Consider the following 13,301-nt stretch of genomic DNA (forward strand, 5'->3'; position numbering starts at 1 on the left):
AAACCACAAGCTGCAGGCGGACGATGACAGTCGCCGATCGGTTTGCGTTGACAATGAACTATTGAATACCAAACAGTCAGAACCCGTGGCGAAAGCGCAGCGAATACCCAAGAGCCATCATTACCACGTCTATGTGGTTCAGTTGTCAGACGAGGTCTGGAATGTGGCCCGGTTTCGCCGCTGCAACCCCAACTACCAGCTAGGCAAACCCTTTGTCTATGTGGGAATGACCGGGTTGGACCCCGACATTCGTTTTGACAAACACATGGCTGGAATTCAAAGCAATGTGTTTGTTCGCCAATGGGGGCTTCGCCTGCTGCCCTCGCTCTACACCCGCTACAACCCGATGCCCTACGCGGCTGCGCAGGACATGGAGATTGAACTGGGAATTGCGTTGCGCCAACAAGGGTATGGCGTGTGGCAGGCCTAGGCACCGTGAATTTGCGAAATGCAACAAACTGGTCAACACTGGGATCGCGGAAATAGTACACCCTCTCTCAAAGGAAAAAAATAAATGACCATTTCCAGTCTGTCTTCATCTGAGTTGGGGGTTTCAATCACCCCCGAGTCGCTGGGTTTTGCTGATACCTCCGATCTGCTGCATCTGCCTTTGCCCTGGATTGGGCAGTCCCGCGCGCAAACTGCTGCGCGCTTTGGCCTGACGATGGAGCAGCCAGACTACAACCTGTTTGTGCTGGGCGAGGTCGGCAGCGGCCGCTCTTCTCTCCTGCAGTCTCTCATGCAGGAAGTGGCCGCCGAGAAGGCCATTCCGCCGGACCTGTGCTACCTGCATAACTTTGACGCCCCGGAAAAGCCCCGTGCCCTTCGCATGCCTGCCGGGCAGGGGCGGTTGCTGCGCCAGCACATGCTTCAAATGTGCAAAAACCTGCAAAAGGAAATTCCCTTGCGCCTGGTCGGTGCGGACTTCAAAGCCGATAGCACTAACATCGAAAAGCGCTGGAAAGACCAGGACACCAAGGCCTATGACGCTTTGAGTGCTTTTGCAGAACAACGTCATTTCGCCCTGTTTCGCGAAGAAGGCCATTTGGTGTTCACTTTGCTGGGCGACACCGGACAGGCGCTGACAGAAAGCGAGGCCCGCTCGTTGCCCAAGGAGCGGCGCGCCGAGATTGACGTGGCTGAAGAGGAGTTGCGCGAGGAAATTAGCCGTTACCTGGAGCAGATGCGCCCGCTGGAAAAAGCCATGGGTGAAGCCGTTTTGGCCCTGCGCCGCAAGCTGATCAAGCCCGTCTTGGACCACGAGATGCAGGAAATCCGCGTCGGCTTGAAGCGCCAGATCAAGGACTCGGTGAAGCTTGGCGGCTATTTGGACCAGGTCGCCCAGGATGTGCTGGACAACCTGGATGTGTTTTTGCCCTCCGATACCGACGAGCTCGCTCGCCTGGAGACGTTGTTGCCGGTGCTGTCGCGTTACCGTGTCAATCTGGCAGTAGACAACGCGGAGTTGGCTGGCGCACCCGTACTCATTGAAGAGAATCCCACCTTTCACTCGCTGTTTGGCAGTATTGAGTACCGCTCGCAGGAAGATGCCTTACAGACCGATTTTTCCCGCGTTCGCGCGGGCAGTTTGCTCAAGGCCCATGGAGGCTACCTCATGCTGCATTTGCGCGATGTGGTGTCGGATGCGCTGGTGTGGGAGAAGCTGCGCCGGTTTTCACGCTCAGGTCGCCTGCAAATTGAAGAGCCGGGCGCCATGTTCACGCCCATTGCCGCAGTGTCTCTGGCGCCAGAGGCGGTGGATGTGGAGGTGAAGATTGTGCTGATTGGTTCGACCGGCCAGTACTACGAGTTGCAAGAAGCCGACCCCGAGTTCTCGCGCCGCTTTCGGGTGAAAGTGGACTTTGCTGAAAGCTTTGCTGCTGACGCGCAAACCTACCAGGCTTCGGCGGTGTACGTGGCGCATTTGTGCCAGCGTATGGGTTTAACGCATTTTTCAGCGCCGGCAGTGGTGCGCTTGCTGGAAGATGCGCACCGCGCGGTGGACGACCAGACTCGCATGAGCGCGATTTTTTCACAAATGGAGGCGGCGGTCATGGAAAGCGCGGCGCATTGCCGGGGCCACGGTGGCAAGCGGGTAGAATCGGCGGATGTGGAAGCTGCGCTTCAGGCCCGGCGAAACCGCCATGACTACCCCGATCAACGCTTGCAAGAGTCGATTACCGATGGTGACCGGCTGATCACGCTGCATGGTGACAGCGTCGGGCAAATCAATGCATTGACCCAGATTGACCAAGGGGACTACCGTTTTGGCTTCCCGGTGCGGCTCACCGCTCGCACCTACGCCGGCAATGAAGGTTTGCTCAACATTGAGCGAGAAGTGGAGATGTCAGGACCCATTCACGACAAGGGCGTGCTGATTTTGCACAGCTATCTATCAGCGCTGTTTGCCCACATTGCACCGTTGGCGCTGAACGCCTCTATTGTGTTTGAGCAGGAGTATCACGGGGTGGAAGGCGACTCGGCCTCTTGTGCGGAGTTGTATACCCTGCTGTCGTCTTTGTCCGGCTTGCCATTGCGCCAAGGCATTGCCGTCACCGGGGCGTTGAACCAACACGGTGAAGTCTTGCCTGTGGGGGGCATCAACGAGAAGATTGAAGGTTACTTCCGTATTTGCGAAACGGCGGGGCTGGATGGGCGCCAGGGCGTATTGATTCCCCACCGCAATCGACGCCACCTGATGCTCGCCCCGTCCGTGGTGCAGGCTGTGGCCAACGGCCTATTTCATATTTACACGGCGGAGCATGTGAGTGACGGCATGGCGTTGCTGACAGGTTTCCCCAGTGGCATGCCCGGTAGCGTGCGTGGGTACGATGCCGACAGTGTGCTGGGCAGCGCCCAAAAAGCGTTGCAAGCCTATCGCCGGGCCTGCCAGTTGGCAGACGAGCCCAAAATGCCGCGCCGTCGGCCGCATTGAGGGCGGTCCCTGGGTTTAGGCGCGCAGGGTTTGCTTGAAAAAGGCGAGGGTGCGGTCCCACGCCAGTTTGGCGCTGGCTTCGTCAAAGCGGGGGGTCGTGTCATTGTTGAAACCATGTTGCGTTCCCGCGTATTGGTGGGCGGTGTAACGAACACCTGCCGCCTTGAGGGCGCTTTCATAGGCAGGCCAGCTGGCGTTGATACGTTCATCCGTGCCGGCAAAGTGAATCAGTAAGGGTGCTTTGACCTTGACCGCATCGGAAGCGGCAGGGTGATTGCCGTAAAAGGACACCGCTGCATTCAGGTCAGGCAACCGAGTTGACAGCATGTGGGCCACGCCACCGCCGTAGCAAAAACCAACGGCTCCAATCTTGCCATTGCTGTCTGCACGGGACTTCAAGTAGCCTGCTGCGGCAACAAAGTCCTCCCGGGTTTTGGTTTGATCCAACTTGGCAAATAATTCGCGAGCCTTGTCTTCGTCGCCCGGGTAGCCTCCCAGTGGCGTCAGCGCATCCGGGGCAAAGGCCATGTAGTTGTCCAGGGCCAGTCGCCGGGCGATGTCTTCAATGTGCGGGTTGAGTCCCCGGTTTTCATGCACGACCAACACGGCGGGCAAGGGGCCAGTGGCTTTTGCCGGTCGAGCCAGATAGCCCTTGACCGTGCCGGACCCATTGGGCGAGGCGAACTCCACACGCTCTGTCTTGATGCGCGCGTCGTCCATGGGCACTTGCTGCGCCTGCGCAAATTTGGGGCTCAGTGCGGTCAGCAACATGCCTGCCGTCATGCCGGCCACCGCAAACTTTTGCGCACCGTCCAGAAAGCCGCGCCGATCAATCGTGCCGTGCACATAGGCATCAAACAGAATCAACAGTTCTTGATCAAAGTCTTGGGCGGTGAGGCGTGTCATAGTGATGCTCCGAAAAAAAAATTGAAGCATACCGAGCCCTCGGCCCAAGGTCGAGCTTTGAATGGATGTCGTCGTTGGCGTAGGGGTTATAGGAAAACAGATTCATGAGCAAAATTTTGATTGCCGGCGGAGGCATTGGCGGCCTCGCAGCCGCGCTGGCCTGTGCCCGCACTGGCACTGAGGTGTCACTCTTCGAGCGGGCCCCCGCCTTCTCTGAGGTGGGCGCGGGCATTCAACTCAGCCCCAACATCGTTCGCGTGCTGCATGACTGGGGTTTGAAGGCGGCGCTTGAGGCCGTGGTGGCGGTGCCTGATCGGCTTCAAGTCAGGAGTGCGATGAGTGGCACAGAGTTGGGCGTGCTGCGATTGGGGGCGACGATTGAGGCGCGGTACGGGTCACCCTATGTGACGATTCAGCGGGCAGACTTGCACAATTTACTGTTGGCGGAGCTGACCCGCCGCGACCAGGTGCTGTTGTCGTTAAAAAGCGAGGTGGCGGGGTTCAGCCAGAGTGACGAGGGAGTGAGCCTGCGCCTGTCCGACGGGCGGGCTGCGCTAGGCGATGCGCTGATTGGTGCCGACGGTGGGTTCAGCCTGATTCGCCGTCAATTGCTGAATGACGGTGTGCCCGCACCGACGGGCCAACTGGCCTATCGCGCCATGATTGCTCAAAGCAGTTTGCCCGCGCACATGCGCTCACAGCACGTCACGGCCTGGCTGGGGCCGAACTTGCATGTGGTGCAGTACCCCGTCCGTCGGGGCGACTATTTGAATGTGGTCGCCATCGTGCATGGCACCATCAAAGGCGACTTGGCCTATTGGGATCACAACGCCAATGGCCCGCAACTGCAGCGCTTGATGGCGGGCACGGGGTCGGCCTTGCAAGCCATGATTGCGGCTATTCCTGATTGGCGGCTGTGGGGCTTGAGCATTCGCCCGCCGATGGCCGGTGCCCATGAGCAGGCCAAAGGCCGTGTGGCTTTGCTGGGTGACGCAGCCCACCCGATGTTGCCGTATCTGGCGCAAGGCGCGGGCATGGCGATTGAGGATGCGCTTGTGTTGGCGAAGGTATTGCACGAGCCAAAGCCCGTCACTGGAGGTGCCCTGTCAGAGCGTCTGGCGCAATACGCGGCGAAGCGCTGGCAACGTAATGCTCGTGTTCAGTCGCGGGCCATTCGCAACGGCAAGATTTTTCACGCCAGTGGGCCCACACGCTGGGGCCGCAACGCCGCCATGAAAGTGCTGGGTGAGCGGTTGCTGGATGTGCCCTGGCTCTATCGGGGTGTGGCGGCTTGATTTGTTATGTTTGTTGCTATAAAAAATATAGCTTCGTCCGCCCTAATTTTGATGGCTAGAGCCTGTTTTCATCAATATTCTTCAATCATCAAGACAAGCGGGTGATCAACGGCGGCAAATCAGTCGGGGGCGCTTCGCCGATCTCGATGAGTGTCATCAAGGTTTGTTGGGCTTGATCGGCGGTGGCAGCATCCGCCGCGTGAACCATGGCCAACACATCGCCTTGCCGCACGGCTTGGCCGACCTGTGCAAACTCCGAAAAGCCCACTCGCGCATCGATCGAATCGCTGGCTTTGTGGCGCCCACCTCCGAGATCCACCACTAGCAAACCAATGTCCCGGGTTCTCATGCCGCTGATCCATCCGGCGCACGGGGCCAGAATGGCTTGCTGCACAGGTGCCTTGGGCAGAGAGTCACGGCTTTTTTCGACAAAGTCAACAGGACCACCCAACGCACTCACCATGCGGGCGAATTGGGTCAGGGCCGCGCCACTGTCCAGCGCGGTGTTGACCATGGCCAGTGCTTGCCCGGCGGAGGTGGCCAGCTGCCCAATCAACAACAACTCGGCGCACAAGGCTTGGGTGAGGGCCAGTAGGCGCGGCTCTTGGCGCTTGCCTGACAAGAAGTCAACGGCCTCCTGCACCTCCAGCGCGTTGCCACAGCTGTCGCCCAGCATCTGGTTCATATCGGTGATCAAGGCGCGGGTGGGCAGGTTGGCACCTTGCGCCACGGTGACCAGGGACTGGGCCAACTCCTGGGCGAACTCGGGTGTGGCCGCAAAGGCGCCATTGCCCACCTTCACGTCCATCAGCAAACCCTGCAGGCCAGCAGCCAGCTTTTTGGAGAGGATGCTAGCGGTGATCAGAGACACGGACTCCACCGTGGCCGTGACATCGCGAATGGCGTACAGCCGGCGATCGGCGGGGGCTAGTTCCGCTGTTTGACCGATGATGGCGCAGCCGGCGGTTTGCAAAGTGCGGCGCAGGCGGTCCGGGTCGGGTGTGCTGATGTAGCCGGGAATGCTGTCGAGTTTGTCCAGGGTGCCGCCGGTGTGGCCCAGGCCACGACCGGAAATCATGGGCACAAAACCCCCGCAGGCCGCCACGATGGGCGCCAGCATCAGGCTGACTTTGTCCCCTACGCCGCCGGTGGAGTGTTTGTCCAGAATCGGGCCTTTGAGGTTGGCGCTGCGCCAGTCCATGACCTGGCCCGACTGGGTCATGGCCTGCGTCAGGCCCACCGTCTCCCCACTGTTCATGCCCTTAAGGAGCATCGCCATGGCCATGGCGGCGGATTGGCCCTCACTCCATGAGCCGTCCTGCAAGCCGCGCACAAAGGCGTCAATCTCGGCGCGGGAAAGAGTGTGGCCGTCCCGCTTGCGGCGAATAATTTCTTGGGCCAGCATCGGGTGTCTTAGTAGGCGCCAAATCGCGCGGCGACGGGCTGGGACTGGCCACCCAAAATGGCTTCAATGTCGGTCAAGACGCTGCTGGCGCCCAGCCGAAAGCGTTGCGGGTTGAGTGCCTGCGGGCCCAAAATTTCAGACGTCAAGGCCATGTACACGGCAGCGTCGGCCACGATACGGATGCCGCCAGAAGGCTTGAAGCCCACCCGGCCCATCGCGCTGGAATGGGCTGCGATGGCGTTCAACATGGTGCGCGCAGCCTCGGGGGTCGCGCTGGCTGTCGTCTTTCCCGTGCTGGTTTTCAGGAAGTCGGCCCCGGCGTCCAGGCTCAGGTGACTGGCGCGGGCGATCAGGGCCGGGTCTTTCAGCTCTCCGGTTTCCAGAATCACCTTGAGTAGCAGGCCCGGACAAGCGGCGCGAACTGCACTTAGCAACTGCGCCACGCTTGTCTCGTTGCCGGACAGCAGGCGGGCATAAGGCATGACCACGTCCACCTCCTGCGCGCCGCTTTGAACTATTTCGGCCGTGTCGCGAACAGCGCGTTGTACATCAAAGCCCCCATCCGGAAAGTTGGCCACGGCGGCGACCGCAATGTGCGCCGGAAGCTGTCGCCGGGCAAAGGCCGCCAGGCGCGGCCAGACGCACACGGCAGCCACCGGGCCGAACGGGCTTTGTGCCCGCTCGCACAGCCGGGCAATGTCGGCTTCGGTGTCCTCGGCGTTGAGGCTGGTGAGGTCCAGGCAAGACAGGGCCAAACGGGCGCTGGCGCTCAAGTCGGTGAGCCAGTGGCTGGGCTCGGAAATAGGTGTTGCAGTCATGGGCTTGCTTTTGCAGGGGGAGTTCAATTTGAGCGATGAGGGCCGCCAGAAACGCGCTGGCCGCGGCGCTGGCGCTGCTGGCTTGCGACAGGGTGTGGGCGTGGCTCAGTTGTTCATTCGACAAGCCTGCCCCCATGTTGGTGATGAGGGACAGGGCCAGCACGCGCAGGCCGGCATGGCGGGCCAGGATGGTTTCCGGCACGGTGCTCATGCCCACGGCGTCGCCCCCGATTTGCCGAAAGACGCGAATCTCTGCAGGTGTTTCAAACTGCGGGCCAAAGGCCCACACATAGACCCCCTCCTGCAAGGCAACGCCTTGGTCGGTGGCGACACGATGGGCCAGCTGGCGAAGGCTCGGGTCGTAGGCGTCCACCATGCCCACAAAGCGCTCGGTGCCGATTTCGCCGACCAGTGGTGAGCGTTGAGGCAGGTTGATGTGGTCATTGATGACCATCAGGCTTTGCGGCGGCAGGTCATGGCGCAGGCTGCCTGCTGCATTCGTTTGAACCAGCACCTCACAACCCAGGGCTTGCAACACCTGTAGGGGCACTTTCATGCCATCGACCTCACCGGTCTCGTAGCCATGTTTGCGTCCGCTCATGACGGCGACTTCGTTTTCGCCCAGCTGGCCGAGCCACAAAACACCACTGTGTCCCGCCACGGTGGCTTGGGGGAAACCGGGCAATTCAGAATAGGTGATCTGTACTGCCTCTTTTAGGTGATTGGTGAGTTCCCCCCAGCCCGAGCCCAGCACCACGGCAATGCGAGGCCGCTTCGATGGCGCGAGCCGCGCAAGGGTGTGTAATGCGGGCCATGTGCTCATGATGCGCTCAGGTGTTCAGGCCCGAAACTGGCGGGCAGCAATTGATCCAGCGTGTAGGTGGGGCCCATGGCGGATTCGTTGGCGATGAGGATGGGGGTGTCGGCCGCGCAAAATTCACGCAATTTTTGCCGGCAGCCGCCGCAGGGGGTGATCCAGGCGCCGCCGGTTCCCACCACCAACACCGCGCGGGCTTGTGTGCTGCCTGCCAGCACCATGGCGCTCAGCGCGCTGGCTTCGGCACAAACGCCCTCTGGATAGGCCGCGTTCTCGACGTTGCAGCCCCCATGAATTCGGCCCTGATCATCAAGGACGGCTGCGCCCACCTGAAAATTCGAGTACCGTTGCGTAAGCGTTTTTCTGAGCAGACCGGGCGGTCTTGAGCAGGCCGTCGCGCTGCGTGTCGGATAAGAATTGATGCGCCATCTCTTCATCATAGCGAGGCGCCATAGAGCCCCGACCTCACCTTTTTTTCGTGGAACCAAGGGGACACCCCAGTGCACAAGACTCCTTGGTCATCCCTAAAATCCAACGATTCGGGCTGCCAGCGTTGGGCAGTTATCACATCCAGGAGCACAAGATGCAAGACAAAACACAGCGCCCCGTGGCCCAGCTTCTGAACACCTACGCGAGAGCCACGTGCATCCGGCCAACGAGGTGACTCACTTCATCTGTGTGCCTGCCGTTGTTTTCTCTTTGCTGGGTGTCATTTGGGCGTTGCATCCGCTCGCTGCCTTGGCCACAGCGGTGCTGTCTTTGGCCTATTACTTCACACTGTCGGCACCCTTTGCTTTGGGAATGTTGTTGATGTCCAGCGCCATGTTGGCGGTGTTGTACTCTGTGCCACAGCAGAATGTCTTGCTCGTCTCGGGCGTGGTGTTTGTAGTGGCTTGGGCGGGGCAGTTTATTGGCCACAAGATTGAGGGAAAAAAGCCCCCGTTCATTGACGACCTTCGGTTTTTGATGATTGGCCCGCTGTTTGTCCTCGGGTTTTTGTACCGGCGCTTGAAAATTGCTTACTAATCACCAGGAATCGTTATGAAAATTGCCGTGTTGGGCGCTGGATCGATTGGCGTTTATGTGGGGGGCGTCTTGCTGGCGAGTGGTGCCGATGTGACGCTGATTGGGCGAGCCACCATGCAGGCACGCATTGCCCGTGATGGTTTGACCCTCACCGATCTGCATGAGCGCCACGTTGTTTTGCGGGCTGATCAAATTCATTTCACACAAGATGCAGCGGCGTTGGCCCAGGCCGATTTGGTGTTGGTCACGGTCAAAAGTGCGGACACAGCTCAAGCGGCAAAACTCATCGCCGCGCACGGCAAGGCGTCGGCCCTCGTGCTCAGTCTTCAAAACGGCGTTGGCAATGCTGACACGTTGCGACTGGCCTTGCCTGGTCGCACCGTGTTGGCGGGCATGGTGCCGTTCAATGTTGTTCAATTGGGCGACAGCCAGTTTCATCGGGGCACGGAAGGCGATATCGCAGTCGAGCAATCACCGGCCCTGAACCCTTGGCATGCCGTATTTGCTGCGGCACAACTGCCTTTGGTGGAACATGAGAATTTTGCGGCTGTGCAATGGGGGAAACTGCTGCTGAACCTGAACAACCCCATCAATGCGTTGTCCGGTTTGCCTTTGAAGACCCAGTTGTCACAGCGAGCCTACCGACGCTGCTTTGCCTTGCTGATCAAGGAGGCCTTGGGCGTGTTGGCGGCCGCCGGCATTGAGCCTGCCAAAGTGGTTCGGTTGGGGCCACGTCTGCTGCCCTTGGTGCTCAGTTTGCCAGACGCCTTGTTCAGCCGGGTGGCCCGCGCCATGTTGCGCATTGATCCGCAGGCCCGTTCCAGCATGTGGGAAGACCTGCGGGCAGGGCGTCGCACTGAAGTTGATTATTTGAGCGGGGCCGTGGTTCAGCTTGCCGAATCGTTGGGCATCGATGCGCCGTTCAACCGACGCATTGTTGCGTTGATGCGTTTGGCCGAGTCGGGCAAGCAGTCCAGCATGAGCGGGTCGGAGTTGTCCAAGGCCTTGAAAGACTCATTTTCCGTTGCTGCCTAGCCGAGCCAGCGGGCGTTCGACCCAGCGCACGAATAGCATCGCCAGCGACATGCTGACCAGCCAGCAGGTCAACAACACCAACCCTGCCGAGATGGCCGAGGTGGAGTTCAGGTGGGAGAATCCGGCGTTGCCCAACATCAGTACTGAAAAATGCACCAGGAACAGCGCGTAAGAGCTGTTGCTCAAGTAGCGGAACCACTTCGCCCATGACCTCGGCAGCTCGCCTGCGAGGTCGCGACCTCGCAGGGTGTGCCATTGAATCAGGCCCAGCAGCAGGGCGGTGGCCAGTGCCAGCACAATGCGCTCCCTGAAATCCACAACCAGCGCGGCGATGCAGACGGCGCCAAAAAGTAACAACCATCGTCCGGCGCGGCTGGATCGGGCGGCCCAATAGGCGATGGCGCCCAGACCATACGCGCCGAAGAAGTAGATTGCCCAGTTGTCAAAGCTGGCGTTCCGGTTGAAGTAAAACAGAGAGAGCAGCATCAAGCCCACAATGCCGGCTTTTGCCCAACCCCGTCCCAGCCACAACATCATGGCCATCAATGCGTACAGTTGAAAATCGATGGCCACGTACCAAACGCCAGCGGACAAAGAGTCGACGTTCAGGACGCCGTTCAAAAGCGTCACATGGGCCAGAAACTCGCGCCATGTTGGGGTGCCGGGTATGAAGTCGGCAGGCAACCAGATGCGAGCCAATTGGCTGCTGGCGATGGTGAATAGCAAGGCCACTGCAAAGGCCGGAACAAGCCGCAGGTAACGTTGCCAAACCAGACGTACCGGCTGGGTCAGCGTTGCATTCCCCTGAGGCGCCAAACTGCGCGCAGCCAGAAAACCGCCCAGCACCAGAAAAACCTGGACGGCCATTCGGGCGTAGTCATAAAACCAGTCTGACAGGCGGGGGGTGGCGCCACCAAAAGCGTCAGCAAGTGGGCCATAGGTGGCAAAGTGATGCAGCACGATGAGTTGTGAGGCCAGAATCTTCAGGCCATCAATGTGAAATTCGCGGTTCTTCATACGGAAAGTAATGGGGAGCGGGTAGGGCGATGATCCGGATTCAATTCCGGATCTTGTAGCCGGTGACAAAGACCCAGCGCACAAACGCGAGGCAAATCACCATGAAGGCCACCGTCATGCCGATGCTGACGCCCATGTGCACGTCAGCCACGCCGTAGAAGCTCCATCGAAAACCACTGATCAGGTACACCACCGGGTTGAACAGGCTGAGGGTTTGCCACACCGGTGGCAGCATGTTGATGGAGTAAAACGCACCGCCCAAAAAGGTCAGTGGGGTGACGATCAACATCGGAATGACCTGCAGCTTCTGAAAGCTGTCGGCCCACAAGCCGATGATGAAACCAAAAAGGCTGAAGGTGACCGCGGTCAGCAGCAGAAAGGCGACCATCCAGACCGGGTGAGCAATCTCATACGGCACAAACAGGCGCGCCGTGCCCAGAATCAGCACGCCCAGCATGACCGATTTGGTGGCTGCCGCACCCACATAACCCAGCAAGACCTCGCCCCAAGAGACGGGCGCAGAAAGCAACTCATAAATGGTGCCCGACCATTTCGGCATGTAGATGCCGAAGGAGGCGTTGGAGATGCTCTCGTTGAGCAAGGAGAGCATGATCAGGCCCGGAATGATGAACGCGCCGTAGCTGACGCCATCAATGTCGCCCATGCGTGAGCCAATGGCGGTGCCGAACACGATGAAATAGAGCGAGGTCGAGAGCACCGGCGCGGCGATGCTCTGCATCACCGTGCGGAAGGTGCGGGCCATCTCAAAACGGTAAATGGCGCGAATCCCGTGAATGTTCATACGTTGGCCTCTTTGGGTTGGTGCACGAGGCTGACAAAAATTTCTTCTAGCGAGCTTTCGCTGGATCGCAAGTCTTTGAAGTCGATGCCGTGCTCGGCCAGACGGCGCAATAGGGCCGCAATGCCGGTTTCTTCGGTCTGGGTGTCAAAGGTGTAGACCAGCACGAGTCCGTCAGCGGAAAGCTCCAGAGAGGCGTTGGCCAGTTCGGCTGGAAGCTTGGCAAGGGGTTGCTGCAAGGACAGCGTGAGCTGTTTCTTGCCCAGCTTGCGCATCAGCACGTCTTTGTCCTCCACCAGAATGAGTTCGCCCTTGCTGATCACCCCGATGCGGTCGGCCATGTCTTCGGCCTCTTCAATGTAGTGAGTGGTCAGGATGATGGTGGTGCCGTTGTCGCGCAGGCGGCGAACCATGCGCCACATGTCGTGGCGCAACTCCACGTCAACCCCGGCGCTAGGCTCGTCCAGAAACAAAATTTTGGGCTCGTGCGACAGCGCTTTGGCAATCAGCACCCGGCGCTTCATGCCCCCGGACAGGGTCATGATCTTGTTGTTGCGCTTGTCCCACAAGGATAAGTCACGAAGCACTTTTTCCAGATAGACAGGGTCGTGGGATTTACCAAACAAGCCGCGACTGAATTTGACCGTGGCCCAGACGGTCTCAAAGGAGTCGGTGTGCAACTCCTGAGGCACCAGTCCGATTGTCGCGCGGGCGGCGCGGTAGTCGTTCAAAATATCATGACCATCAGCCACGATGCTCCCCCCGCTGGCCTTGACGATGCCGCAGATGATGCCGATCAGTGTGGTTTTTCCGGCGCCGTTGGGGCCCAGCAGGGCGAAGATCTCGCCGCGCTTGATGTCCAGATTGATCGTTTTGAGCGCCTGAAAGCCGCCTGCGTAAGTCTTGCTGATGCCTCGGATGCTGACGATGGCGTCGCTCGCCAGCGGCGCAGAGGTTGCGTTTGCAGTAGTGGGAGACATATGGTTTCGTCGTGTTGACCGGAATATCGGTCATGGCGGCAGCCAATGAGAATTGACAGGAGCGCATGGTCCGGCCGAAGTCGGGCAGAAGTGGCGCATTATCCCCGAGTCTGCTTGCCCGAGAGTGGTGCATGGCTTTGGCATGCATGGCGAAGGGCCGGTGGGTACCGGCGCTGCTGACTTTGGTGCCTGTCATGCCCAATGCCGGTCGATGCCGAAACCCTGTGTGGAGCAGATATTTTTAGCTGATTGCTATTGTTAAAGGAGC

12 protein-coding genes and 1 pseudogene are annotated in these 13,301 nt (G+C 59.6%); 5 read left to right on the top strand and 8 right to left on the bottom strand.

The annotated features are described in order from the left end of the window. The first annotated feature begins 103 nt into the window (after positions 1 to 103). A complete protein-coding gene (locus tag J8G15_RS03010; protein ID WP_210547436.1) occupies positions 104 to 430 on the top strand; it encodes a hypothetical protein in 327 nt (108 codons plus the stop codon). Between the two features lie 84 nt (positions 431 to 514). Next, positions 515 to 2,935: a Lon protease family protein gene (locus tag J8G15_RS03015; protein ID WP_210546039.1), complete on the top strand. Its 2,421-nt coding sequence runs from the start codon at positions 515 to 517 to the stop codon at positions 2,933 to 2,935. Between the two features lie 15 nt (positions 2,936 to 2,950). On the opposite strand, the gene J8G15_RS03020 is transcribed toward J8G15_RS03015, so the two are convergent. After that, on the bottom strand, positions 2,951 to 3,841 hold the full coding sequence (locus tag J8G15_RS03020; protein ID WP_210546040.1) for a dienelactone hydrolase family protein: 891 nt from the start codon (positions 3,839 to 3,841) through the stop codon (positions 2,951 to 2,953). 104 nt (positions 3,842 to 3,945) lie between these two features. On the opposite strand from J8G15_RS03020, the gene J8G15_RS03025 reads away from it, so the two are divergent. Then, entirely contained in the window at positions 3,946 to 5,136 is a 1,191-nt protein-coding gene (locus J8G15_RS03025; protein ID WP_210546043.1) for an FAD-dependent monooxygenase, read from the top strand. Positions 5,137 to 5,224: 88 nt separating this feature from the next. On the opposite strand, the gene deoA is transcribed toward J8G15_RS03025, so the two are convergent. From deoA to cdd, 4 genes and pseudogenes are all read right to left on the bottom strand, one after another. Continuing rightward, complete coding sequence (gene deoA, locus J8G15_RS03030) at positions 5,225 to 6,541, bottom strand: thymidine phosphorylase (protein ID WP_210546045.1); 1,317 nt, start codon at positions 6,539 to 6,541, stop codon at positions 5,225 to 5,227. 8 nt (positions 6,542 to 6,549) lie between these two features. Beyond that, positions 6,550 to 7,359 (bottom strand): deoxyribose-phosphate aldolase, encoded by an 810-nt coding sequence (gene deoC, locus J8G15_RS03035; RefSeq protein WP_210546047.1) that lies wholly within the window; start codon positions 7,357 to 7,359, stop codon positions 6,550 to 6,552. A gap of 88 nt (positions 7,360 to 7,447) precedes the next feature. Beyond that, a pseudogene (locus J8G15_RS21370) lies at positions 7,448 to 8,182 on the bottom strand (purine-nucleoside phosphorylase); the annotation flags it as partial. After that, positions 8,179 to 8,616, bottom strand: a complete 438-nt coding sequence (gene cdd, locus J8G15_RS03040; protein WP_240538419.1) for a cytidine deaminase — start codon at positions 8,614 to 8,616, stop codon at positions 8,179 to 8,181. The gene cdd and the pseudogene J8G15_RS21370, both read right to left, overlap by 4 nt. Positions 8,617 to 8,818: 202 nt before the next feature. On the opposite strand from cdd, the gene J8G15_RS03045 reads away from it, so the two are divergent. Then, a complete protein-coding gene (locus J8G15_RS03045; RefSeq protein WP_210546049.1) occupies positions 8,819 to 9,202 on the top strand; it encodes a DUF962 domain-containing protein in 384 nt (127 codons plus the stop codon). Between the two features lie 15 nt (positions 9,203 to 9,217). Next, on the top strand, positions 9,218 to 10,237 hold the full coding sequence (locus J8G15_RS03050) for a 2-dehydropantoate 2-reductase (protein ID WP_210546052.1): 1,020 nt from the start codon (positions 9,218 to 9,220) through the stop codon (positions 10,235 to 10,237). Here the strand turns inward: J8G15_RS03050 and J8G15_RS03055 are convergent. Genes J8G15_RS03055 through J8G15_RS03065 form a run of 3 tightly spaced genes read right to left on the bottom strand, consistent with a single transcriptional unit; the run spans position 10,217 to position 13,033 of the window. Continuing rightward, positions 10,217 to 11,254, bottom strand: a complete 1,038-nt coding sequence (locus J8G15_RS03055) for an acyltransferase (RefSeq protein WP_210546054.1) — start codon at positions 11,252 to 11,254, stop codon at positions 10,217 to 10,219. The two genes, J8G15_RS03050 and J8G15_RS03055, sit on opposite strands and share 21 nt — an antisense overlap. A 40-nt stretch (positions 11,255 to 11,294) precedes the next feature. Continuing rightward, complete coding sequence (locus J8G15_RS03060) at positions 11,295 to 12,056, bottom strand: ABC transporter permease (protein ID WP_210546056.1); 762 nt, start codon at positions 12,054 to 12,056, stop codon at positions 11,295 to 11,297. Continuing rightward, positions 12,053 to 13,033 carry an ABC transporter ATP-binding protein gene (locus J8G15_RS03065; RefSeq protein ID WP_210546058.1) on the bottom strand — a complete coding sequence of 327 codons (981 nt, stop codon included), beginning with the start codon at positions 13,031 to 13,033 and terminating at the stop codon, positions 12,053 to 12,055. The genes J8G15_RS03060 and J8G15_RS03065 overlap by 4 nt, the downstream gene beginning before the upstream one ends. Between the last annotated feature and the right edge of the window lie 268 nt (positions 13,034 to 13,301).

This window comes from Rhodoferax sp. PAMC 29310 (assembly GCF_017948265.1).
GTDB lineage: Bacteria > Pseudomonadota > Gammaproteobacteria > Burkholderiales > Burkholderiaceae_C > Rhodoferax.